The 25,032-nt window shown below is 37.5% G+C and carries 25 protein-coding genes; 4 read left to right on the top strand and 21 right to left on the bottom strand.

The window, feature by feature from the left end:
* Positions 1–47: 47 nt before the first annotated feature.
* The 21 genes from LPB68_RS02050 to LPB68_RS02145 all read right to left on the bottom strand — a co-directional run bounded on the left by LPB68_RS02050 (position 48) and on the right by LPB68_RS02145 (position 21,609).
* Positions 48–530 carry an ABC transporter permease gene (locus LPB68_RS02050; RefSeq protein WP_068658333.1) on the bottom strand — a complete coding sequence of 161 codons (483 nt, stop codon included), beginning with the start codon at positions 528–530 and terminating at the stop codon, positions 48–50.
* Between the two features lie 41 nt (positions 531–571).
* Entirely contained in the window at positions 572–2,665 is a 2,094-nt protein-coding gene (locus tag LPB68_RS02055; protein WP_068658331.1) for a hypothetical protein, read from the bottom strand.
* 7 nt (positions 2,666–2,672) lie between these two features.
* Positions 2,673–4,556, bottom strand: coding sequence for an ATPase, T2SS/T4P/T4SS family (locus LPB68_RS02060; RefSeq protein WP_068658328.1), 1,884 nt, complete (start codon positions 4,554–4,556; stop codon positions 2,673–2,675).
* Positions 4,557–4,563: 7 nt separating this feature from the next.
* A complete protein-coding gene (locus LPB68_RS02065) occupies positions 4,564–5,394 on the bottom strand; it encodes a P-loop NTPase family protein (protein ID WP_068658326.1) in 831 nt (276 codons plus the stop codon).
* 2 nt (positions 5,395–5,396) lie between these two features.
* Positions 5,397–6,098: a hypothetical protein gene (locus LPB68_RS02070; RefSeq protein ID WP_068658324.1), complete on the bottom strand. Its 702-nt coding sequence runs from the start codon at positions 6,096–6,098 to the stop codon at positions 5,397–5,399.
* Positions 6,099–6,113: 15 nt separating this feature from the next.
* On the bottom strand, positions 6,114–7,199 hold the full coding sequence (locus tag LPB68_RS02075) for an SAF domain-containing protein (RefSeq protein ID WP_068658322.1): 1,086 nt from the start codon (positions 7,197–7,199) through the stop codon (positions 6,114–6,116).
* Between the two features lie 107 nt (positions 7,200–7,306).
* Positions 7,307–8,158, bottom strand: coding sequence for a hypothetical protein (locus tag LPB68_RS02080; protein ID WP_068658320.1), 852 nt, complete (start codon positions 8,156–8,158; stop codon positions 7,307–7,309).
* A gap of 32 nt (positions 8,159–8,190) precedes the next feature.
* Positions 8,191–9,690, bottom strand: a complete 1,500-nt coding sequence (locus LPB68_RS02085) for a protein kinase domain-containing protein (RefSeq protein WP_068658318.1) — start codon at positions 9,688–9,690, stop codon at positions 8,191–8,193.
* 237 nt (positions 9,691–9,927) lie between these two features.
* Entirely contained in the window at positions 9,928–10,968 is a 1,041-nt protein-coding gene (locus LPB68_RS02090) for an SAM-dependent methyltransferase (RefSeq protein WP_068658311.1), read from the bottom strand.
* 6 nt (positions 10,969–10,974) lie between these two features.
* Positions 10,975–11,748 carry an ABC transporter ATP-binding protein gene (locus tag LPB68_RS02095; RefSeq protein WP_068658309.1) on the bottom strand — a complete coding sequence of 258 codons (774 nt, stop codon included), beginning with the start codon at positions 11,746–11,748 and terminating at the stop codon, positions 10,975–10,977.
* Positions 11,745–12,065, bottom strand: a complete 321-nt coding sequence (locus LPB68_RS02100) for a YbbN family protein (protein WP_068658307.1) — start codon at positions 12,063–12,065, stop codon at positions 11,745–11,747. Before LPB68_RS02100 ends, LPB68_RS02095 begins: the two co-directional genes overlap by 4 nt.
* Positions 12,062–12,460, bottom strand: a complete 399-nt coding sequence (locus LPB68_RS02105) for a cyclic-phosphate processing receiver domain-containing protein (protein WP_237087908.1) — start codon at positions 12,458–12,460, stop codon at positions 12,062–12,064. The genes LPB68_RS02100 and LPB68_RS02105 overlap by 4 nt, the downstream gene beginning before the upstream one ends.
* Positions 12,417–13,223 (bottom strand): Fpg/Nei family DNA glycosylase, encoded by an 807-nt coding sequence (locus LPB68_RS02110; RefSeq protein ID WP_068658304.1) that lies wholly within the window; start codon positions 13,221–13,223, stop codon positions 12,417–12,419. The genes LPB68_RS02105 and LPB68_RS02110 overlap by 44 nt, the downstream gene beginning before the upstream one ends.
* A gap of 86 nt (positions 13,224–13,309) precedes the next feature.
* Complete coding sequence (locus LPB68_RS02115) at positions 13,310–14,113, bottom strand: TIGR01457 family HAD-type hydrolase (RefSeq protein WP_068658302.1); 804 nt, start codon at positions 14,111–14,113, stop codon at positions 13,310–13,312.
* Positions 14,114–14,313: 200 nt separating this feature from the next.
* Positions 14,314–15,240 (bottom strand): ribonuclease Z, encoded by a 927-nt coding sequence (gene rnz, locus LPB68_RS02120; RefSeq protein WP_068658300.1) that lies wholly within the window; start codon positions 15,238–15,240, stop codon positions 14,314–14,316.
* Positions 15,241–15,335: 95 nt separating this feature from the next.
* Complete coding sequence (metH, locus tag LPB68_RS02125; protein WP_418303814.1) at positions 15,336–18,782, bottom strand: methionine synthase; 3,447 nt, start codon at positions 18,780–18,782, stop codon at positions 15,336–15,338.
* Positions 18,783–18,980: 198 nt separating this feature from the next.
* Positions 18,981–19,394, bottom strand: coding sequence for a FixH family protein (locus LPB68_RS02130; protein WP_068658298.1), 414 nt, complete (start codon positions 19,392–19,394; stop codon positions 18,981–18,983).
* A 165-nt stretch (positions 19,395–19,559) separates the two neighbouring features.
* On the bottom strand, positions 19,560–20,354 hold the full coding sequence (locus LPB68_RS02135) for an HAD family hydrolase (protein WP_068658297.1): 795 nt from the start codon (positions 20,352–20,354) through the stop codon (positions 19,560–19,562).
* Between the two features lie 21 nt (positions 20,355–20,375).
* Positions 20,376–20,906: a hypothetical protein gene (locus LPB68_RS02140; protein WP_068658296.1), complete on the bottom strand. Its 531-nt coding sequence runs from the start codon at positions 20,904–20,906 to the stop codon at positions 20,376–20,378.
* 52 nt (positions 20,907–20,958) lie between these two features.
* Positions 20,959–21,135, bottom strand: a complete 177-nt coding sequence (locus tag LPB68_RS22160) for a DUF896 domain-containing protein (protein ID WP_082865710.1) — start codon at positions 21,133–21,135, stop codon at positions 20,959–20,961.
* A gap of 99 nt (positions 21,136–21,234) precedes the next feature.
* Positions 21,235–21,609 carry a LysM peptidoglycan-binding domain-containing protein gene (locus tag LPB68_RS02145; RefSeq protein WP_068658295.1) on the bottom strand — a complete coding sequence of 125 codons (375 nt, stop codon included), beginning with the start codon at positions 21,607–21,609 and terminating at the stop codon, positions 21,235–21,237.
* Positions 21,610–21,781: 172 nt separating this feature from the next.
* Here LPB68_RS02145 and lexA point away from each other — a divergent pair, with 172 nt between their 5' ends.
* From lexA to LPB68_RS02165, 4 genes are all read left to right on the top strand, one after another.
* Positions 21,782–22,408 carry a transcriptional repressor LexA gene (gene lexA / locus LPB68_RS02150; protein ID WP_068658294.1) on the top strand — a complete coding sequence of 209 codons (627 nt, stop codon included), beginning with the start codon at positions 21,782–21,784 and terminating at the stop codon, positions 22,406–22,408.
* 107 nt (positions 22,409–22,515) lie between these two features.
* Positions 22,516–23,172 (top strand): pentapeptide repeat-containing protein, encoded by a 657-nt coding sequence (locus LPB68_RS02155; RefSeq protein ID WP_068658293.1) that lies wholly within the window; start codon positions 22,516–22,518, stop codon positions 23,170–23,172.
* A 110-nt stretch (positions 23,173–23,282) separates the two neighbouring features.
* Positions 23,283–23,453 carry a YjfB family protein gene (locus tag LPB68_RS02160; RefSeq protein ID WP_071193201.1) on the top strand — a complete coding sequence of 57 codons (171 nt, stop codon included), beginning with the start codon at positions 23,283–23,285 and terminating at the stop codon, positions 23,451–23,453.
* Positions 23,454–23,740: 287 nt separating this feature from the next.
* Entirely contained in the window at positions 23,741–25,003 is a 1,263-nt protein-coding gene (locus LPB68_RS02165) for a TraB/GumN family protein (RefSeq protein ID WP_418303827.1), read from the top strand.
* The last annotated feature ends 29 nt before the right edge of the window (positions 25,004–25,032 follow it).

Raw genomic sequence — 25,032 nt, forward strand, 5'->3', positions numbered from 1 at the left:
AGGAGATGTGAAAAGCACATCCCCTTTCCAAAGTAGTAATAATCTTATTATTTTTGTTCAAATGTGATAGCACGGATGACATCGCTTTTATCTTTAATTACCTTAGCTAGAAATTTACCTGATGGATTTATATAATCAGGAGAGGACTCATTACTCGCGTTTGTTATGTTATCACTGGACGCACCGTTAGTTATAGAACCATATCCTATTGTGCCTTCAGCTACTGTTGTCTCGACATTTTCAAAATACCATGAACCTACTAAGCTTTTACCAGTTTCAACTTGCACTCCAAATTCACCTTTATCTTGAAATTTACGCAGCGCATTAAGCACCTGACTCCCGGATACTGTAGTATTGTCATAAACCGTAAAGGCTGCTTGGGACATTTCAGTCTGAATATCAGCAAAGTTATTCTGAGCTGATTTGGTTGCCTCTTGTGCAGAGATAAACAGCACCACGACAATGGTGATCAAAGCTATGGTAAGAAAGATACCTGCAGATACTTTTAAAGCAGTCGAAGCGTTATTCATTATATTTCCTCCTAATAGTTCTTATAATTTAAGGTACATATTTATAATTTGTTAATTTGATCGTAGTAGACTCCCATTTGGGTGAAACTCATATAGATAAGTGGGATGACCAAGTAAAGAAAAATAACGGTGTACAGCGGAGAAAAACCGATGATTCTCCCCCAGTTAGCTTTCGAGTCAATCATTCTTTCATAATTCAGTTTACGTTGCTCATAATTGTAGTTTCTTTCTGATTCAAGATCATCAAATGCTTGTTTGATAGGTATTCTCTCAACAGCTAACAGTAAACTTTCTACTGTTCTGACAAGAGGTACAAAAGGTGCGTCTATCTTCAATTTTTCAAGAGATTGTTCAGCTCCGCTCTCGAAGTTAATAATACAAGTGTGTAGCGGAGCTTTGAATATAGATGAGAATCGTTCCATCCATTCTAGAATAATCTCAACCGATACTCGGTCGATTTCAGATAACATAGCAATAATCGTATGAAATTGATCTACTTCATTCTGCATATCCATAGCTCTCATTTTTTTCTGGAAGAGCAGAATCCAATATGGCATCTGATAACCAAATGATCCCATCAATACACATATCAATATTTCCCACCATTTTAGATACTCGGAATCAATCTTATTCATTTTTTCAATAATTCTCTCAACAGAAGCATTTATAAGTGTGGCATCAGTTGCGATATTCTCATCTTGTTTTATTTGCTGTACGACATGATCCCTTAGGTGTTCTTTATTCACCTCCTTCAACTGAAGTATGATCTGGCTATCAAACTCAGTAAGGGTAAGTGAATCCTGGAGATCTTTCTCCGACATCTTTCCGAATAATGATCCATTAGAAGTAGGGTTGTTCATCACATTGTTAATAGCAATGAAATGCATTGCCACAAAGGATCCCAGCATTCCGATTGAAAGAACGAGACAGAGTATCAATCGATGAAGATAATGCCAGTTGATTGGATAACCCGCATTTGCATCCTTCAATAATCGACTTATCTTGAAATGCTCAGGTGTACTTCTAGAAGGTGTAAGCCGATATACGAACCAATCTACCATCGGTATTTTTAATGCAATTTTTTCCCATGGTCGTTTCCTCTCAACGACGACATAAGTGCCTTCTTGCTGGTCTTGCATTTTCCTTAGCAATACATAAGACAGAAATACGATTGCGAAACAAAGTATCTGAATAATAAACCCCATCTTACTTGAATAGAACTCCTGCATGGCTGGAAACATATTACTTGCCCAGAGTTGTATCGGTTTAGTAAAAACAATGGGTACTATAGCAATCATAGTTAAGCCTGAGAAGAGATAATGCAATTTAGATCTTTTTAAAATTTCTAAATTTATTTCTTCATTAAGTTTATTTAAGTTGTTTAAGTAAAGGGAGCCATTATCGACTTGTTTATCTCCAAACTCCTTTACTAAATACGATAGACCAGCTAAAGACTTCAAGAAACGGTTAGGAGCAGATTGATAATACTTTTCAAGCTTGTCCTCTGGGTTTTCGCTGTCATCCTTAATAATCTCATGGACTTTCCTAGCATGCAGACCCGCTTCAGATTTTGTTGCATCTGCAGCTTCCATAAGAGCTTCTTCAATCATTCCATATTGGTGGTAATGGTATCGAATATCCTTATTCAGATCCCGTAGTTGAATTAATAACCTATCCTCAACTCTATGTATGAAAGTATCGATCAACATACCATTGATAATGAGAGCAGCTAATAACAGCATAAATACAAAGGTAATATCTTGATTAAATAACAATAGAATCAGTATTGCAGTGGTCATAATCCCAAGTGTTGAAAAGACAATTTTCATAGTCTCTCTTCGCATCGTCATTTCATCATAGGAATGAATGGCTTGTAATCTCCTCCTAATTTTTAGAACATATGCACGGAGCACGGGAATTTTGAAATAAGCATGATATGAATCCTGCATGAAATTGTTGAACTTCTTTTTCCAATTGGGTTTATTTGAATCCACAAGATCCTCATAGCTTTTGAAAACTTCACTAAAGCCATTTCTGTCTGCTCTTCTAGCTAGAATTTTCACAAGAATATATAGAACAATACTTGTTGGTATAGAAACGAATAAGATGATTAGTGCAATTTCTTTCATATCCAATTATCTTTCACCCCCAGAATTCCTTAATGAATTCATGGAATTCTTCTTGATCACTCGGTGACATCAATTCCAACATTTCGATTGTATTTCTCTCAGAGATTGGATTCACAGCAATATACTCACCATTCTGATAGACGATAATATTCGATTCATCGAACACTTTACGATCCATACTGCGATTATAGTATTCAGTCGTCGCTTGAAAGAACGCTTGGGTCCGTTCCTCAGGATTATTGATACTCTCAAAATCTATTTTGAGCGATTCATGCTTCATAGGAATACACTCTGTAACTCGTGAAATCGTTCTTGTCCCATCCGGATCTTTCGTTAAATGAATATTAAAGTTGATGACTCGAACAACTTCTTCTTCAGCTATTTTTTCATCATTAAATATATTTGTTTTTAATAAAGAATTACGAAGGGAATATATGAGATTCGGAAACGTCTTGGCATGGTGAGTAAATATAGTGAATAAACTTGCAACCTGAGTAATTTGAATCATCCATGCTGCTACCGGATCTGTGGCAACTTCTCCAAGAATATTCACGGTACCATCCGTTTTCTTTTGTAAATCAAGTCCTTCTTGGCCTGAGATTGTATCCGTCTCTCTAATGGTCAGAATATTTCTCCATTTGTAGATCTTCCGGAGATGCAACTCAAATGACATCTCTTGAACCCGCAAAGTGTATGAAGCATTAATATAATTAACTAGAGCCATTAGCAAAGTCGTTTTCCCACTACCTTGTGACCCCGTAATCGCAGTGACTCGTCCACCTTTTATAAGGAATGATAATAGCTTTATCGATAGTTCACGATTTACAATATTCGGATTAATCAGTTGTTCTAGTGTCGCACTTTGAGTATCAAATTTCCTGACAAAAAAAGCCCATGATTCTGAAAAAGGGGGACGAACAACGACAATTCTAGAGCCATCCTTCATTTCATTTACTTTGTATCCATTATGCTCAGAGAGTTGCCCAGGATTTTTATATTTGTAAATATTCTGACACACTCTGATCAATTCACTCTCAGAACCAAAGGTTAAGAAAGACAGATGTATCGACTTTCCTTTGTAAAATATCCAGATACTATCATGTGCCATCATACGTGTATTTCGGTTCATTTGTTCGGCCAAGTGGATCATGCCATCATCTGGCGCAAGTTGACTGATAGGAGTACCTGATACTCCACCTGATACTCCATCAATTCGCATATCACGAATCTCATCGATCACACTAAAACCTTTGAATTGTTGATAAATCCGTTGAACAATGATATAAAGCTTATCTTCAAAACTCGGAACAATGCCTTCCTTTCTATAAGCATCATCGATTTCTTCTGGAGTAATAATATATGATTCCGAATTTGCATCTTCATGGACATTCTTCAGATTTGCTAGATTATGCGACTCGATAAATTCAGTAAGTGCATCGAATCGATGTTTTTTCTTATAATGGTGTATTATGATCTCGAATTTGTCCTGGTGAGTCAGGTCCTTCTTATTATTGAAAGGTATAACCCAATTAATATTCTCTTCATTCAGACTATAATTGTTCAGGAATAGGTCGAACATCGTTTCTTGGACGTAGCGTTTATCTTGTAGATCTCCGTAGGTACTCCCTTTAAGAGACTGTTTAAGCTGTAGCATCTGGTTTGTTCGACGTATATACTCCTCTTCAGATAATCCTAAATGTTCGAGATTAGTTTTTGTCATATCATCAAAGGCAAATCTGATATATTCAATCATCCCGCCAATCGTATATTTTTTATCTAGTTCATGAGGATCCCTTTGTTGTTTTCTTTTATCCGTTAATTTGAAAAAAATGACTACCCCAACCAGAAAAAGAATGAGTAATATGAATGCAATGTTGATGATATAGCCCAGACTCATTGAAGTTTTAGGCCCCCTTCTTACAAAAAATCCTTGTATCTATCCCGATTGCATTCATGATCCCTTTTGCCAGTTTTCTTACTTCCGTCATGAATATGTTATTCTCATGATTATTTCTAACATTTTGATTTTTCAAGAAAAATTCCACTACAGATTTATCATTACATGCATCCATAAATCCTGATAAATGAGGAACTGTATAAATAGGAATATCACATTTATATATTCTTTTGATATTAGAAACGGTGTACTTTGAATTAGCATCATATTGGCCTATAACGATGATATATTTCTTTTCCATAAGAAAACCTTGAGAATTGTTAAAGAAATCATTCAATACATTAATATTTTGATTTAGGTTTACTACAATCAGATCGGACGAAGTTAGAACTGAATTCGTCAGTACATTTCTTGTTCCACTATGCACATCAATGAAAGATAAATCATAATACGATTTGGCAGCATTAAGAATTGACCCAATGACGCCATTGACAGCAACATACATTTCTTCTGATGGTTTTGAAGTCCCTACGATTAGATCTAATCGATCCCGTAAAATGGGTACACAATAGTCTTTAACTTTAGAAGGCTCCAGACGATTGACCTTAGCTAATCTTTCGAGTGCATCGATTCCATGGTTCATATATTCTAGTTCGAACCCGTGATTTAGTCTTCTTTCCTTGATTAATGTGCTCTCCAATGTAGACATCTCCCAATGGGTATGACTCATTATGGTCCTCGCAAGATATTCTGTTCCAATTAACATTGAAACTGCGATCATATTTGCAGAATTTCCTGTTTGTCCATGCCAATTACTCCAAAATGCTACTTGTCCCATATCTAGTTCCTCCTCATTGCTAGTTTCATAGCTTTTTTAATATCCTTATCATTAAGATTTGTTAACTCTTTTGTTAGAAGTTGAATTACATGTTTATAATTCTTTGAAAGTTTCTTCATGTTAATTTTCCCTTGATGTTGATTATTGATTTTTGTTGCATAATCAATCTCATCGAACAGAAGTTCGAAAGGCTCCTCTGCCCAACTGATCGTACAATCTGATAACACTGTTTCTAGATAATTGTCGGCAATGCTGGTATCCACATTATTCAGAGATATTTTAGTGTAGTGATCACTTCGGTTGTTCCCTTTTTCATCTTCATAGAAGGATTTCATAATCTCTACCGTTTTTTGAATACTCCAATTCTCAGCAGTTACAGCGACATATTTCTTATCGATCCTTAACAGTTCTTCATGTTTCAAAAAATAAGGTGTACCACAATGAATGATGACTTGATTATAAGTATTTATCTCGGAGAGAAATTGTTCTAAATCACTTAGGTTGGAGAATCCACTAACTACATCAAATCCTTCAAAATCGATTACCTTCATATCCTTATTAGGAATGGGAGTTCCAAGCAATGTATATTTCTCTAATGTCGCATCGACAAGGAGAACTTTCTGTCCGGCATTTGTTATGACTTTACTTAGATAATGGATTAAATCACTAATATCTGAGACTCCTATGAATAAACCATATTTCACTTGAATACTCCTTCCTTATTTAACTAATGGTTGATCAAATACATCAACCTGTTTACCATCTACTGCAACTTGATCCTCTTCAGAGTTGATAGATTGAACTATTTCTCCTTTATGAACCGGTTCTATTTCATCCAATGTTATCTGTGTGTTGTCCGAATTATCAAATTCAGATTTCTGTGTTTTTTGAGAGTCAAGTGTAACCCCATTGTTTGGATTATTGGATATTGACCCTTCTGTTACCCGTTGTTGTACTATTGAACTGTCATTCTTAACTTTCATTTTGTCTGCTTCATCCATCTGAGAGAGGTTTAATTCAAGCTTTTTTCTAACCGACTTTTTCAGAGATTCAATAGCTTTCTTTAATACATTAGGATCAGATTGAATAAGATCAATAACGTTCAAATTTATCGGGTAATTTTCAATAGCCTTATCTTGCATAAATGGATCTGTATACGTTGTTGCATAGAGCGTGGCGCTATTTAGGTATGCATCAACTGTTGCACTAGACATCGCTAGTAGCTCAGCTTCGTTGACGTTATACCATACGGTGGCACCAGAAACGTCACTTATTTTTTTCTTAGATAGTACGATGAAATCTTCCCCTGTAGGAAATGTAATCCGAACATCTACAAACTGCCCTTTTTCAATCTTTGTAGGTAATGTCATAACATTATATTCCTGCTCACGAAGATCATTAGGTGTAGCTTCTTCTTCGAATACTAATGATTGAATTAGTGGCGTATTCTCACCAACGTCTATTTTAATTATTTTTCCGATCAAATCTTTTTTGGATTCAACCGTATTAACTGGAGCATCTTCTTTTGTTATCTGAATGATCTTTAAATCGTTCTCCGATAAGGCGATACCAGCTGGTAATACCTTTGTAGTAACAACTACCTTTTTCATTTCAGCGTCCTGATTTATTAGCAACTTCTCAGTTTCTTTCATCTTTGTTTCATATTCAATTCTTATTTTTTTTTGCTCTTCCGCCTGATGATTAATCATATAAATTGCTCCACCAGAAGCGATTACCCCCATAGAGATTGCACCAACTAAACCAGCAATAATAAGATTTTTGGTCCGCTGCCTTATCTTCGACACTTCTAAACACCCCTAATTTAATAATTCTTGAATCAATTTCATAATCGCTTATGCAGCTTAAATGAGGACTATATATAAATAGATTTGCGTAATTATGAAATTGATTCTTAAATAACATTCCTCTGATCGAGTTCAACTGATTTACACAGATTATGATTTTCCATAATAACTTTGGCTAATGTACGAACACTTTCATAAAAGGGTAATGCAGATTTTTGTGAATGGTTATGTCGGCTGCGATGCATAAATGGTATAACTGCTCCCATATTCCACGCATCAAAAAATGCAGTTGAATATGGAATGCCATAAATCACTCCATCATACCCAAATCTTCTCTTAATATGATGAATGTTATAATGTGAGTCATGATCATACCTGCTCAAGACTATGAGGTATGGTTTGTTCTGTAACGCTGTCGGAAGTAGCCTCCCAGCGAAAAAACTCTCTAGAACTTGAATATTTTGCGTCAAGCTAATGACTATCAAATCAGCTGAATTTAAAATAGCTCCATCGCCCCTGAGATCAAGTTCATCTTTTCCACATCCTGCATCCATTAAGACAAGATCATAGTATTTATTAGCACAAGCGAGAATTGTTGGTAATATAGATGCTCGATAACCAGGTAATGTCCCTTCCCGCTTCGCATTCCCAGTAACAAAATCTAATCCTTCATATATTAAAGGAATAGTATAATCACGAATATTCTCCTTATTTAGTCTTCGATTTAAACTTAATCTTTCTAAAGCATCCATACCGAAATCATGAATTGTTGGGATGGACTGATTTATGGAATTTTCCCCAATATGAAAAGCTCTCTCTAAGCGTTCTCCAACTACTCCACCATGACCAAGTAACACTCTAATACGAGACTCTAAGCCAATCATGGCGGCAACAGCAGCAGCATGTGCGGTATTCCCACTTCCACCAAGTAGAGGACTCCAAAATGCAATTGTACTCATGATTTTCATCCTTCCAATATTTAATAACGAGTTCATTGTGATCGTGATCCAACTCCGAAGCGAAATCTCTTACCTTTCTGTAATGAAGGAACATATCCATGTAGAATTTTGTTAAGTACCTTATCCATTTCCCCACTACGATCAAATGGATCTACATGTAAAGGCAAGGTATACACCTTTGTAGAACTTATTTTCTTCCGAAGCCGTTTTACTGCATCCAATGGTGCGAGGGGAATACAATAAACCCATTTATTCTGATGATATTTCATTAAACTCTTAATTAACTCTTCCAAATCCTGCAATTTCCATTCAGATCCCCACCCTACTAGAAGAGGGATATCAGCGCGTAGAAATTCATCCAACCGATCACTTTTTACGTACGATCCCATATCCAATACAATAAAATTATAGCCACTACTAAGTAACTCTATGACTTTGGCACTCGTTGCCTGACGGTAGTAATCAACACCTTCAACAGAGAATTGAAGATCTTGCTTATTCGTATAAATGCTAGTACCTTCTACAATTTGTTGTATCCTACTAAAGCTTATTGAATCCTCATCTAACTCAACAATAGCAACCTTTTTAAATAATCTAGCTAGATAATGAACAACACTTATGGCAGTATGTGTCGTTCCAACACCACTACTTACACCCATTACGGCAATGACATGAGTCCCCAGATGTATACCTTTCATTTCCCGATATGATTGATTATGATTTTGCTCTCTCGTCTGAGTCGTAGGAAACAGTGCAAACCTAACTTCATCGGTAGATTGATATCGATCATCAGGAACAATTTGCAGAAGTTTTCTTAAGATGGGTATTTTCCCTTTAGGAAAGTCAGATCGAATTCTATTCTCAACACCCTCTGACCATTCACTATGTGCCCCTTCTGTTACAAGATATAGCAGTAAAGCGCCTAAGCCATATAAATCGGATCTTGCATCACTTTGTCCACTACCGTATTGTTCTGGTGCTGCAAAACCAACAGTCCCCAATTTGACAGTATCTTGATCTTGTTCCTGTTTGTAATTTCTCGCGATCCCAAAGTCAATTAGTCGTAACTCTAGATTTGAAGTCAGCATAATATTTGATGGCTTCAAGTCACGAAATACAATGGGTGGATCATGTTTATGCAAATATTCCAGTACTTCAATTGCTTGTTGGGCTATTTGGAGGATGAAATCAGATTTCAATTTTCTATGATGAGATAAGAAATATTTCTCCAACGTCACCCCATGGATATAATCCATAACCAAATAGGAATCCCCACTTCCATCAGGTGGAAAAAAATCTACGATCCGTGGAAGTCGCGGATGACTAAGAGTGGTCAACAATTCAGCCTCATCTTCAATATTGTTGTGTTGATCTTGTAATAAGAAACACTGCTTCACCGCCCATTGCTTACCTGATAATTTCAGGTCATCTACTAAATAAACATGACTCATCCCTCCAGATCCAATGTTCTGTTGAACTTGATACCTACCACCTATGACATGTCCTTGATGATGAATGGCACGTTGAATCATATATACTCCTCCAATGGACAACAAAAAAAGGAAAGCATCCTAAAAAGTTAAGACCCGGACTTTACCGATAATCTTCAACTTTTTGGGATGCTTTCCCAGTTTGTTTTGTTTGGTTAATTTTGGGATTAGTATAGTACATCTTTACTAATTTTGTAAAGCCTTTATTTTCAAGGTGGATTAACCTAATTATCAACACACAATTTAAACAAAATTTTTCCAAAGTAAATGTTAATATCTTTAATACTTAATCATGTGAAGTGTTATTTCGTCACGGTTATGAAAGAGTTGCTTAGCATATTGTAATTGCATTTGATCCTCTTCGAACGAAGCAATAACTTCCTTGATTAAAGCCATTGGCTTTTTATGCATTAACTTAACCGTAACGATAGCTGTACCCCCCGGTGATAAACTATACAATAGATCTTTCACAAGTTTCACCATTTGTTTTGGACTCCAGCTCATATCACATACTAATAAATCGAATTGGTTGTCACGAAATTTAACTTCAGAGGCATTCTTACGCATGATCTTTAGTTGTGGATGTCCAACTAATGATTCATGCATTTTGGCTGGATCAACAGCTGTTACATGAATTCCACGATCGAGTAGGAAGGATGTCCATCCACCAGGTGCTGCACCGATATCAAGTGCATGACGAAAAACTGTAAAGTCTATTCCAAAGGTTTTCTCCGCCTCTAATAATTTGAATTTAGCACGTGATATTTGACTATCTTCTCTTTGGAAACGAACAGCTCCACCGCTCCAATCGGATATATTATCCTTAGGAAGTGATATCCCAGCATAAATCGTATCTGCAGAAACAAATACGGACAGAATCCATTCTGCATCCTGGACTGTAAATGTTGCGTGTAATTCTTCCCAATCTACAACCATTTGTTCACGTAATGCACCGGCATTTACTTCACTTAGGCTATGCTCAGATTTACGTACTTGTAGAGATACGCTTGTATCGTGTAATTCTTGTTGAGCAAGTACATAACTTTTCAGATCATTAAGTCCACTAACTAATTCATCAGTCTCAATCTCGATCGCAACAGGCTGAATATGACGCACGAAGATAGGTGCTTGCTTAGCAATCATCGAAGCTATTTCATTCCAAGTATATGATACACTCACTAGGAATACTTCACCAGAGACAAGTACAGTACTCTTAACGCTGCCGAACAACCGTCTTAATTCTTCCTGTGCAAATGGTGCGAAACCATGATTAGCCGTACAAATAAACCTTGTTTGTTGTGTTTCATTATTTTCATCCAAGTTGGATTAACCTCCAGAAGTTACCTTGATCCAGGGACGACCACCATCCCATTCCAGTTCAACTGGAATTTCATAGGTACGCATTATCATTTCTTTATTTAGAACTAGTTCTTTTGGTCCTGCACCAGCTAGCTTACCATCTTTAATAAGCGCAACATGTGTAAATAGTGGAACGATTTCTTCAACATGATGGGTTACATACACAACCGTTATATCACGCTGACGTAATCGATCTACTTCAATCAACATCTTTTCCCGTTCAAACAGATCAAGACCTGCGCATGGCTCGTCCATAATGAGTAGCTTAGGATCACCCATTAAACACCGGGCCAATAGCACCTTTTTACGTTCTCCCTGGGATAACGTACTGAGCGGATGCTCCGCCAATCTAGCGATCCCCATCTCCTCTAACAATCGATACGCATTTTCCTTAACCGCTTGAGGGATTACTTCGTAGAAGCGCAAGTAGGCAAATGCACCGGTAGCGACAACCTCCCATACGGGATCGCTCAGAGATAACTTCTCTAATAGGGAAGGACTGATATATCCGATACTTTTACGCACCTCACGAATATCACATTGCCCGTAGACATTCCCCATTACTTCGACACGACCACGACTAGGAAAGAGGTACCCCGTCATCATTTCTAAGAGCGTCGTCTTCCCTGAACCATTTCGTCCAAGGATGGCCCAATTCTCACCGCTCTTTATCTCGAGTGATACGTCATTTAGAATAGTATCATTCTCTCTTTGTAAGAAAATATGCTGCATAGATATCATTCTATCACACTCCTTATAGCACTTAATAACTCTTCTACTGAACCCATACGATAGTGTACACTTGGTGTTGCTTTACTATCTGAACTCAACAAGAGTAAGGCTGGCACGCTTCTAATCTGGAAATCCTGAGCTATTTGAGGCATTATATTAACATTTGCCGCTGAGATAGCATCTTCAGGAAGTAAATATTCAGCAACTTCAAGCATTCGTCTCGCTGCATTACAAGTACCACATAACGGAGTATATAGATATATCGCATTCGATATCCCTCTACCGTCCAGTTCTATACGTACATCTTGTTCATTTAACTCCCTCATGCCTGATCAACTGCTTTAGCGATACGATGTAGTGTCTCATCACTCATGGGACCATTATGAAGAATCATATCTGCTGGTTTATGCTCATATAACAACTGGTACATCTCTCTTTTGCCAAACATACTAGAAGTATGAAGGTACACTTCTCTTGGATACAATTTTTCAAGAATGATAGCCATGACAACGTCCCTTCCACACATCTTACTCTCAAATCCAAGTTCATAATCTAATGATAAAATATCGACTTTGCATTCGCGAAGTAACATGATACATTCTTCTCCGGTGCGCGCTAATGCGAACCCCTTAGGACAGCGACGCATATCATCTAAGTATAAATGAACTAAATCTTCATTATTCATGCTGGCAAATTGGACAAAAGAATGCCTTTCGCCCATTCAATTCTACCCGATCTATTGATCCTGAACATTGTTCGCAATTCTCTCCTGCGCGATCATACACCTGTAATTTATAATGACCTGTAATTGAGTCTGCTGTCATAAGAGGTACGTTTATAACACCACCCGTTTCCACTGCATCAGACAGAACCGATTTCATAGCGTGATATAAATTTCCAAGTGCTTCATTCTCAAGTTCCTGGACTTTAACTGATGGTAATAGTCCTGCTTTGAAGGCTATTTCATCAGCATAACGATTCCCTATACCTGATATCACGTTTTGGTTGACCAATAATGTTTTTAAAGCTCCACGTCGACCTTTAACCGCATGGATGAATCGCTCTATATTCATTCTACGATCCCAAACATCCATACCTAACTCAGCTAGTACTTCTCCAGCTTCCTTGGCAGACAATAAATGTACATAACCAGAACGAGCTAATACGAAAAACAATATATTCTCTCCAAAGCTAATTTCTACATGTGTATTACGGCTTGGTAGATCCTCTTGATTACCATAAAATATCGAACCACCAACCATCAGGTTTACTAACAATCGACGGCCATTATCTAAATGAAAGTTAAGTAATTTCCCCCGCCGTTCAACAAAAATAACTTTTCTATCCTGCAGCTCCGATGCAAAGTCATCGGCTACTATATTAATGGAACCTTCTTTATTTACTTTTGCATTTAAAATCGGGAGGTTCACGATTTGGTCAGATAATAATTTTCGAATATTTTCTAATTCAGGCATCTCTGGCATTCTGTATACGCCTCTTTTCAATGTTATGATGTCCTCAAGTGATTCTATACCATTATTAAATACATATAAGATAAGCAAAGTTCATATTATGAGCCTAACATATCATCAGATATGTGACGAAGAAGATCATGTAAATCCTTACAAATGACATTGGGCTCAACACCTGCAATGCGAATATCTTCCTGCAAGCTTGATTCTGTTGTAATTCCCGTGAGAACTAGAATCGTTTCACAACCAGCAGCAGCTCCAGCTGAAATATCTGTACGCATATTATCACCTACGACGATGACATCTTCAGGCATCATACCCAGAATATCTGTAGCATAACTCATCAAATGGCTGGAAGGTTTACCAATAACGATTGGTTTCACTCCTGAGCCCGCTTCAATTGCAGCGGCAAGTGTACCTGCACCTGGGGCTACCCCATCATCAGATGGAAGTTGTAAATCTGGGTTCGTTAAAATAAACTGAGCACCCTCACTTATCCAGCGCATTGCTGAAGCAAGCGCATGATATGAAAAATTTCTATCAATTCCTTGCACCACATATTGTGGATCTTGATCCACTTCCTCCAAACCAGCTTGGGTAAGTGCACTACGAAGACCATCTTCTCCAAGGATAGTAACTCTTGCATTAGGTGTTCTTGCAGCTATATATTTGGCTGTTGCTTGTGATGATGTACACACCTCTTTAGTTTCAGCTTGAATCCCCATACTATTCAATAGAGCTGCTACAGCTTCTGGCGTACGACTCGAGTTATTAGTTACAAATAAATGTGGAATATGATTGTCCTTCAATGTACGAATGAAAACATCAGCACCTTCAATCATATGTCTTCCATGATAAAGTGTCCCATCTAAATCGATTAACAGTGCTTTATGTCTTTTCATTACCAATGAATTTCCTTTCCTTATTCCTCTATTATGGCATCTTATCACGATACCAGCATATAAAATCAATTACACTCGGCATTCGTCGTAAATCATCGAAGCGTAGAATAAATCCCGCAACTAAATATGGAATGTAGTGTCATTTCCTGCGCTTTCCCGGAAAATAATTCTAGATATTTCCTGTACGAAACAGTAATTTATCAACTTCGTTCAATAGGATATATGATAAATTCCTCTGCTAGGCTCGTATTCGGAAACACAGATTGGGCTTCAGCAAGAACTTTATCCAGTTGCTCCATATCTTTATAGCGAGAACTAAAATGCGTAAGAATCAAATGCTTAACTTCTGCCTGCCGTCCTGCTGTTGCTGCTTGTAATGCGGTACTATGATAATATTCATACGCTGTATCAACCATTTCATTAAGAAAGGTTGCTTCGTGTACAAGTACATCTGCATGCTTCGCTAAATTGATCACGGAAGGACAAGGTCGAGTATCACCCAAAATAGTTACAATCAGACCCTTTTTGGGAGCTCCCAAAACGTCTTCAGGCCGTATCACTTGGCCATTCTCCAGTACAATACTCTCACCACGTTTGATTTTCCCATAATCTGGCCCAGGTTTTAATCCATAGGATTGTAATAACGGTAGATTAAGACTACCATTTCGATCTTTTTCTATGACACGATATCCATAACATTGGATACGATGCTCTAGCATTTCAGAATAGACAGCGAATGTCTCGTCTTCAAAGATCATACCCCCATCATGCTCCACTATGTCAAGTACATAATCCATCCTAGATTGGCTAAGGTTCATCGTGGTTTCTATGAATTTCTTAATCCCAAGAGGACCATAAATAGTTAATGGAGATTTACCACCTTGATTACTTCGACTTGCAAGCAACCCAGGTAGACCAAATATATGATCACCATGTAAATGTGTAATGAAAATCTTCTCGAGTTTACTTAGTTTTAATGGAGACTTTAAGATTTGATGTTGTGTCGCTTCTCCACAATCAAACAACCAGAAAGAACGTCTTTCCTCTAATAGACGAAGCGCAATCGCCGTTACATTCCTCTGTAAAGATGGAACTCCCGCATTGGTACCTAGAAATAGCAACTCCATGATGACCATTCACTCCTTCCAACAACTCAGCATAAGATCCTCCATGAAATAGAAGGATCTTAATACTAGTGTAAGCTATGGTATCTTATCTAATACTAAGCTTTCTCAACATTAAAGTACTGGGCTTGAGGATGACTGAATACCATCGCTGAGACAGAAGCTTCAGGTTCCATCATAAATTCTTCAGTTAACTCAATTCCAATATCCTCAGGTTGTAACAATTTAAACAATGGACCTTGATCTTCTAAATCTGGACATGCTGGATAACCAAACGATACTCTAATCCCTTGATATCGTGCACCATGACGTTGCTTCATTGTCATTTCAGCTGGATCAGGGAATCCCCATGAATCGCGAATCATATGATGAATTCGTTCAGCTAATCCTTCTGCTGTTTCTAAGGCAACAGCTTGCAGAGCATGCGATCTTAAATAATCGCCATTATCTTTCATTTCAGTAGACATTTTCGAAATCCCGTGGCCTGCAGTTACAATTAGGAATCCAACATAATCCATAACTCCGCTATCGACTGATTTCAGGAAATCTGCAAGGCAAAGATATGGTTCCACTCGCTGACGTGGGAATGTGAATGTATGAAGCACTTTCGATTGATCATTTGGATCATAAACGATGATATCATTCCCATTAGATTGCGCTGGGAAGAAGCGATAAATGGCATGAGCTTGAATAATCGCATCCTGCAATGCTTCATTCATGATCGTATCAACCGTTCCTTTTAATGAAACGGCCTTCTCGTTACCTTCTGCCAATAATTGTTCCACTGATCCACGTAACCCAAGGTGGTGACCCATCAGCATCTGCATATTAACGTAAGGCATAATATGAGATATTGGATAGTTACGCAGAACATGACGTTCAGTATCTGGCGGTATCAACACTGGATTATCAGTTGCAATACTAGACTTCACTGCCCGAGTTAATTGTGGTAATTCTGTAACTTCTTGTTTTGACGCCTCAAAAGCTTCTAACTCCTCTTGCATCTTCACTCGCATTTCTTCACGTTGCGTTGGATCCATGAGCTTATTCGCAATATCAAGTCCATCCATAGCGTCCTTAGCGTATACAACCATACCATCATACTCTGGCTTAATCCGAGTTTTGGTGAATTTCCGTGTAAGGGCAGCCCCACCAACCATGATAGGCACATCAATCCCAGTATTCTTCAAGTCCTGAGCCGTAATCACCATTTGTTGAGCAGATTTCACAAGTAAACCCGACAATCCAATGATATCTGCTTTCTCTTCTCGATAGGCTTCAATAATTTTCTCTGGTGGTACTTTAATTCCTAGATTTATAATTTGATAGCCATTATTAGATAGTATAATCTCTACTAAGTTCTTTCCGATGTCATGTACATCACCTTTTACAGTAGCTAACATGATTTTACCTTTAATACTAGTCTCATTCTTCTCCATAAAATCTTCAAGATAGGTGACAGATGCTTTCATAACTTCAGCACTCTGTAATACTTCCGCAACAATGAGCTCATTATTATTAAACAATCTGCCCACTTCCGCCATACCATCCATCAGTGGTCCGTTAATGACTTCTAATGCGGTATATTTTTTCAGAGCTTCACCTAAATCAGGAATTAATCCTTCTTTAGTTCCTTCAACGACATAAGAAGCAAGACGCTCTTCTAAGGATAGATTAGATACTTTTTCTTTGTTAACAACCTTCTTCTCACGAAAAGCAGCTACAAACTCTGCTAAAGTCTCATCATTCGTATTAAAAATTAAGGCCTCAGCAAGTCGGCGATCTTCCGCAGAAATGGAAGCATATCTCTCTAGCTTTTCCGTATTCACGATAGCGTAGTCAAGTCCTGCTTTCGTACATTCAAATAAATACACTGAATTTAGAACTTCACGTCCTGCATCTGGCAACCCAAATGAGATATTGCTCAGCCCAAGAATCGTTTTAACTTCTGGATATTTTTCTTTAATCAAACGTATTCCTTCAATCGTTTCTACAGCAGAACCGATGTATTGAGGATCTCCTGAACCAACAGGGAACATATTAGGATCAAAAATAATATCCTCTGCTTTAACACCATATTTATGAACAAGGAGTTCATAAGATCGAGTTGCTACTTCAAGCTTAGCTTCACGCGTTACGGCTTGACCTCTTTCATCGATAAGAATGCAGACAACTGCTGCTCCATAACGATGTATAAGTGGAACAATAGACTCGAATTTAACTTCACCATCTTCAAGGTTAATAGAGTTAATTATCGCTTTCCCTTGAGAATATTGAAGTCCTAACTCGATAATATGATCATAAGTGGAGTCAATCATCAAAGGAGCTTTGACTTTTTTCGCAACCAAGGGCAAGAAATGATTCACTGCAAATTCCTCATCAATATCTGTATCCTGAAGGTTGATATCAATAATCTGGGCTCCGCCCTTCACTTGAGAACGAGCTATTTCTGAAGCTTCATCAAACTTCTCTTCTTTTATTAAACGTTTAAATTTGCGTGATCCTGAAATATTGGTACGTTCACCAATCATGATGGGACGGTTATCTTCTTCAACAAAGACAGCATCTATACCCGAGATTGCAGGCGGATGATCACCATACTCACGACGCGGTGAATACTTAGAAAGAACATCTGCCATCGCTCGGATATGCTCAGGAGTTGTACCGCAACAGCCACCTGCAATATTCAACCATCCCTGCTCAGCAAAAGCTGCCATCTTTTTAGATAAGGACTCTGGTGATTCGTGATAATTCCCATCTTCATCCGGCAACCCCGCATTCGGATAACAACTTACAGCAACCTTAGACATAGCTGCAAGCGAACGAATATGATCTCGCATGAATTCCGGTCCTGTCGCACAGTTAAGCCCCACAGAAATCGGATTAAGATGCTCCAATGAGATATAGAATGATTCTATGTTCTGCCCAGATAAAGTCGTCCCCATTGGTTCAATGGTTCCTGAGATCATAATTGGTAGTGTTATACCTGATGTTTCAAAAGCTTGACGAATACCGATACTGCCAGCTTTGACATTCAAAGTGTCTTGACTCGTCTCTAATAGAAGTAAATCAACGCCACCTTCAATTAATGCAAGCGCCTGTTCCTCATAAGAAACGATTAGTTCTTTAAATGTTACTCCACCTGTGACTGACAATGTCTTGGTCGTTGGCCCCATCGCCCCCACAACATACCGTGGTTTATCATTCGTACTATATTTATCAACTGCTCGACGAGCGAGCTCAGCCGCTTTTAAGTTGATTTCACGAGCTCTCTCAGGTATATCATAATCAGCAAGGACAACAGATGTAGCACCAAATGTATTCGTCTCGATCATATCCGCACCAGCATCCAAATAACTTTCATGGATTCCTTGAATCACATCTGGTCGAGTAAGAACGAGCATTTCATTACAACCCTCCAACTCTTCTCCACCGAAGTCCTGTGGTGAAAGATCCTGTTGTTGGATCATCGTACCCATTGCACCATCCATAATAAATATTCGCTCTTTTAAAGATTCCTCTAAGCTCTTTATATTTATACCCATCTTGATTCCCCCCCGCTGAAACGTTAAATATTAGTTTAACAGAATAACTATCAATATAAAAGCTAACTCTCATGTTTTGTAAGCATTTTTCCAGTGAAACACGAATAAAGACAACAAAATTCTAATTAGCGTTCGTGAATATAAATAAATCTCCATTCTCATGATTGAGAGAATAAGGAGATAATCATCATTTTTTTATTATTCGGTTACAATTAAATTTGTCTTTGGCATTGAATGCATCGCTCCAACAGTCACATGAGAAATCACGCTATATGTATCCGCTTGATCTAAGCTTGTCTCAAGAACATATAAACCATCACTTATATGAGACGCTTCTAATTCAACATGTGTACCATTCGCCTCTGAAGGTATAATCTCAATTAGCACTTTATCAGCATCCGTCACCATTTCTTTATTCTGTGTCACTTGAACTTCAATAATAACATTCTCATTCACTTTTATCTGTTCTGGTTGAATACTCAATTCAACTTCTATGGGTGTCATGGGATAGTCATTCCCCATATCCATACCTTCATGATTACTATTACATCCAATGATCATACTTAATGAGATCAAAGATATAATTAAACCTAACTTCATTTTTAGCTGCATGTAGTCCCAACCTTTCTTCTTTAAACAACACCTATCCAACATAATATCTACGAAAGTGTGATCAATATCATACTAGCATAAAAAAGCCTCATCGTCTGCCGTTGAAGCAACGAAAAGGCTATTTATGTCGAAAGTCAATAATTTCTATGATTTAATAATGAGTCATTATGCAAAACTTGCAATAATATCATGCAACTGGGATAAATGTTGAATCTCAAAATCAGGAATAATATTAGGATCAGCTGGTTTGTTTGTACGGTTAATCCATACAGTCTTAATTCCTGCAGCTAATCCTCCACGAATATCAGTCGTTAATTTATCACCAACCATGAGAACCTGGTCATTAGTAACATCTAGTAAGGATAACGCATGATTAAAAATGGAAACATCCGGTTTACCAATACCAAAACTTCCTGAGATCACGATCTTGTCAAAATATGGAGCCAATTCTGGAACTCCATCCAGTTTCTCTTGTTGTAATGCAGGACATCCATTTGTTAATAACAGCAACTTCACATTGCCCTGCAATTCCTTAAGAATCTGGAATGTTTCTTCATATATATAAGGTAGAGCACGTCTCTTAGATGCGAAATGTTCAGATAGTTCAAAAGCTAAATCGCTATCATTCACACCCATTTTTTCAAGACCACGATGCCATGCATCTTTACGATATCCCTTTACAATTTGTTCTAATTGGCGGAATTCAGGTTGTTCACCTGCCGTGAAATTAGCCCATAATCCTTCAAATGGATTGATACCAATCTTTGTGGTGAATGGATACGTCTCATACGATTCATATAACGATCTTGCTTCACCTCGAACAGCCGCTTCAAGTTGTACATGATCTACTCCAGTAACTTCAGCCGCTCTTTTGCATGTGGATTCAAAGGCTTCTAACACACTGCGATCATCCCACAATAAAGTATCATCTAAATCAAAGAAAACTGCGTTGATTGACATTCCACGTCTCTCCCTTAACTATTATTTTTCAAAGTGAATATTGTTAGCTTTTGCAAATTGCTCTAGACGCTCACCCATAGCTTTAATATCATAACGGTTAATTAAACGTGTAAATACCCAATTACTTCCCTTTGCTTTCGGTTCAATGACTACCGATCCACTCTTAACCTTTATTCTAGCAATCTCCGAAGCAGATATCGTGCGAACCCGATTCAACTTCGTCGTCTGAAGATTATCTTTATTCACTAGTAAGTACGGTCGACGTAAATAAATGATGACCCCTAATACGATATATGCTGCGACGACAAACCAAGTCATCATTGGACTTGATTGATTCTCTTGATCTGGTAATGTACTTGAGGCCCAACCTAAAAGTCCATATAGTATCGCTAGCAAGATTAGAACTATTGGAAATACGAATTTACGGCCCTTATATGTATCACCGCTTACGACTATCCCATTTTTAGTGAACCCTGAATGACCTTGTTTTTTACGTTGTCTATTAAGCTGCGCTCTATTTTTCTGAACCTTTCTTTCCCAAGAACGTGACATTCAATGTCCCCCTTATATTGTAGAACTTCTGCTCTCATGGTTGTACTTTACTCTATTCTTTGTCAACTACTTCAATTGAATCTAATTGTTGACGAAAATTACTACGAATATTCTGTAGATAGATTTCACGTAGTTCAGATCGTTCCTGCAATTCTTCCTCCGTTAACCCTTCAGCTTTGTTTTTCTGAGCAAGTTCATTAATACGTTTAACTAAGTTGTCTATATCCATAAAACTATCCTCCAATCTTAACATACAATACTAACTTTGCCATGATAAAAAGAGCTTGTCAAGGAGTCACCCTCGTCAAGCTCTATTGCAGAATCAAATTTAATATGTAGGTAAACTTAGAACCTCACCAGCCATGATATTACCGCTAGACAACTGATTCATTCGTTTCACTTCTTTGATATATATACGAGTATCCATATTAGCTGGTTTCTCACGTAATGCTATTTCCCAAAGTGAATCACCACTCTGAACAATTAGATTCCTCGCAACTTTTACATCACCAGCAGAATTGGCGAAAGTTTGTACCATTCCAGTGCATGCCACACTAAGCAGCAAAATAACCCATAGCAATTTCTTAATCAATGGACGTGGAATCATCGACTTCACCTGTTCACTCCAACGATCTATTTGTGTATGTTTATTTTCTTCATTTGTATTCACATAAATACTTTCATAGGTACTGTATCTTAACATTTTACCCATCCCCCAAACGTTTGTTCTTGTTATTAAATCGAGTATAACACGAACACACGTTTTGTTCAATACATTTTAGAACAAATGTTCTGAAATATTTAGAACTCATGTTTGTGCGAACGGAAGTTCTATGTTATAATTTCACAAAGTAACTTTAATGAGGTGAATCAATATGTCTAAGGTATCTAGCCGACAACAAGCAATATTAGAATTCATTCGTAATGAAGTACGTGCTAAAGGATATCCACCTTCTGTTCGTGAGATCGGAGAAGCAGTTGGGTTAGCTTCTAGTTCAACTGTTCATGGTCATCTAGACCGTTTAGAGAAAAAAGGCCTCATTAGAAGAGATCCAACTAAACCTCGTGCAATTGAGATTCTAGGACAAGATGATTCTGAGAACATGCATCAGTTCAGTCATACTGTTTCTCGAGTTCCGATTGTTGGGAGGGTTACAGCAGGTGTACCTATTACAGCAACAGAGAATATAGAAGATTACTTCCCTCTACCTCAACATTTTGTAGGTGATGAGAAGGTGTTCATGCTCAACGTTATGGGAGATAGTATGGTTGAAGTAGGTATTCATGATGGAGACATGGTCATTGTCCGTCAACAACAGACCGCCGATAATGGTGATATCGTTGTTGCCATGACAGAAGAAGATGAAGCTACTGTTAAGACCTTTTATAAAGAGAAGGATCATATCAGACTACAACCAGAGAATCCTACATATGAACCTTTACGGTTGGAACATGTCACGATATTAGGTAAGGTCGTAGGCCTCTTCCGCGACATACATTAAAATCATTCATATATTCACCCTTGAAAAGGATTCAGTTGCATTATAGAGCTGTTTCCTTTTCTTCGTATTATCACTTATTCATTGATTACGTGCGAGGAGCGACACAAATGAAAGCAAAGAAATTAATATCAAAGATTGAGTCACCTAAAATACCTCAAGAATTGATGGATAAATCTTCATCCACAGTAGATATTGAATCCGAAGAATACATTGAAAGAGCGATTTTTCAGGATTGTACGATTTCATTAACAAAAATGGATCGGATCTCTTTCGATGAAGTGATATTTAGAAACGTCAATTTCTCCAATTCGCAATTCAATAATATTGAACTAACGGATATTATATTTGATAAATGTGACCTTTCCAATACCGATTTCAGTAATTCCAACATTCATCGGGTTGAATTTCGAGACTGTAAACTCATTGGATTAAACTTGTCCGAATCTACTTTAAGAAATGTACTATTTCACAACTGTTTAGCAGAGTTCGCAAATTTCCGCTTCTCCAATATGAAGAATGTAACAATTGAAGAGTGCATTTTATCCAGCTCAGACTTTTGTTATTCTACTTTAGAACATATGTATTTAATAAAATCTAATATTGATCAATCGCAATTCTCAGGAGCTAAACATTCAGGGTTGGACTTCAGTAGCTGTGAGTTTTATTCTTTAATTATTAATCTAGAAGACTTAAAGGGATCCACCATTTCAAGAGAACAAGCCTATGTTTTTGCTGGATTATTGGACTTAGTCATTAAGGATTAGATCATGCCAAGTAAAAAAATTTATCCACTTCTACATTTTTATTTATCTTTCAACTTCCGTTTACCGATATTGTTAATGTAGTAATCATACTAAAAAGGGAGGTAGAATATATGTCCATTACATCAATTGGTTTTTCTCAAAGTAGTTTAAAACAAGCGGTTAGTCTCTCAATATTAAAAATGTCTAACGATCAAGCTACCGTAAGTGGGAATGCTCTTACCAAAATGATGGAACAAAGTGTTCAACCCAATCTAGGCGGAACTATAGATATAAAAGCCTAGGCGTTAAACGGGCTGTCCCATACCATCATGGATTAACTGCCACCACCTAAGTGAAAATGTAATCAGTTTGTGAATCTACCTGTTCTTTTTAGAACGGTCGGTAACAGGCTGATTTTTTTGTTTCCACACTCGTAATATAGATGTATAGATCACGGCACTTGAATCATCCATTACGTTAGTTACAACTTAAATATCAGTGGACTATCTCATATTGGTGCAAGAGTGATATTAATGATTGTAAATATTTGGGTTGTCCATTATGCTTAATAATGTTAAATAAAGAAAAGGTGGAATTGAATATAAAAAAAATTACGGCATCATTATTATCATTGCTCTTGGTATTCTCCCTACTTAGTTCAACAACTTTTGCAGCCAAAGAAGAAGTATCATTGCAAGTAAATGGCGAATTAATCGAATTTAATTCTCATGAACCCATTATTGATAGTGGATTGACTCTAGTACCATTAGAACCTTTATTCCAAGCACTGGACATTACACTTGAACAGAATGCGACAGAACAACAGGTTACTGGAACTAAAGAGGGACTCGTTCTCCAACTTCAGAATGGTGTAAAATCGGCGATTGTGAACGGGGAATCAGTCGAACTTATTTCCGAACCGAAGATCATTAATGAAGTTACATACATTTCTGCGCGCTTCATTGCAGAAGCTTCTGGATACGAGGTACGCTGGGATGCAACAACTCGAACAGTCTTCTTGGAGACAAAAGGTGTTACCGCTGGTGGTCGCGGCTTCCTATGGGAAGTTGAGAAAGGCGGTAATAAAGTTTATTTATTAGGTTCAATGCACATAGCTGACAATAGCTTTTATCCATTACATTCTTCCATGGAGGACGCATTTGATGAAGCTGACTATCTTGGTGTTGAAGTAGATGTAAGTAAATCAGCTGACCCGCAAATTCAAGAGTTGGTTCTTAGCTTAGGTACTTACCAGGACGGAACGACACTGAAGGATCATATTTCTGAAGCGACCTATGCTACGATTGGTGGCATCTTAGAGGAGTTTGAGGCGCCAAAGAATAGTCTAGATCAATTTAAACCTTGGGTTGTTGAATCAACCCTCACATCTTTACAAGCGGCTAAATCAGGATATGAAGGGCAAATCGGTATCGATCTTTATTTCATCACACAGGCTATGGAGAATAAAACCCCGATCATTGAGTTGGAATCATTTGAATCCCAATTAAGCATGTTCAATAACTTCTCAACTGAATTACAAGAAAAGACTCTCAAAGACACTTTGGATAATTTCCATACAATTAGTGATAGTGTAGATAAAATGGCTGATATGTGGAAAGATGGAAACGACGCAGCTCTACTTGAGCTAACCAAAGAAATGGCAGTGAACGAGGAATATAATAAAGCGATGCTCATTGATCGAAATATTGCAATGGCGAACAAAATTGAAGGATACTTAAATGGATCGAATCAAGAAGTTTACTTAATCGTTGTTGGAGCAGCACATATGCTAGATGATACTGGCATTGTATCACTATTACAAAATAAAGGTTTTGTCGTAACCAGAAAATAAGGTTAATTCTCTTTCGCTAAATGATCTCT

The sequence above is a fragment of the Paenibacillus crassostreae genome, assembly GCF_001857945.1.
GTDB lineage: Bacteria > Bacillota > Bacilli > Paenibacillales > Paenibacillaceae > Paenibacillus_AQ > Paenibacillus_AQ crassostreae.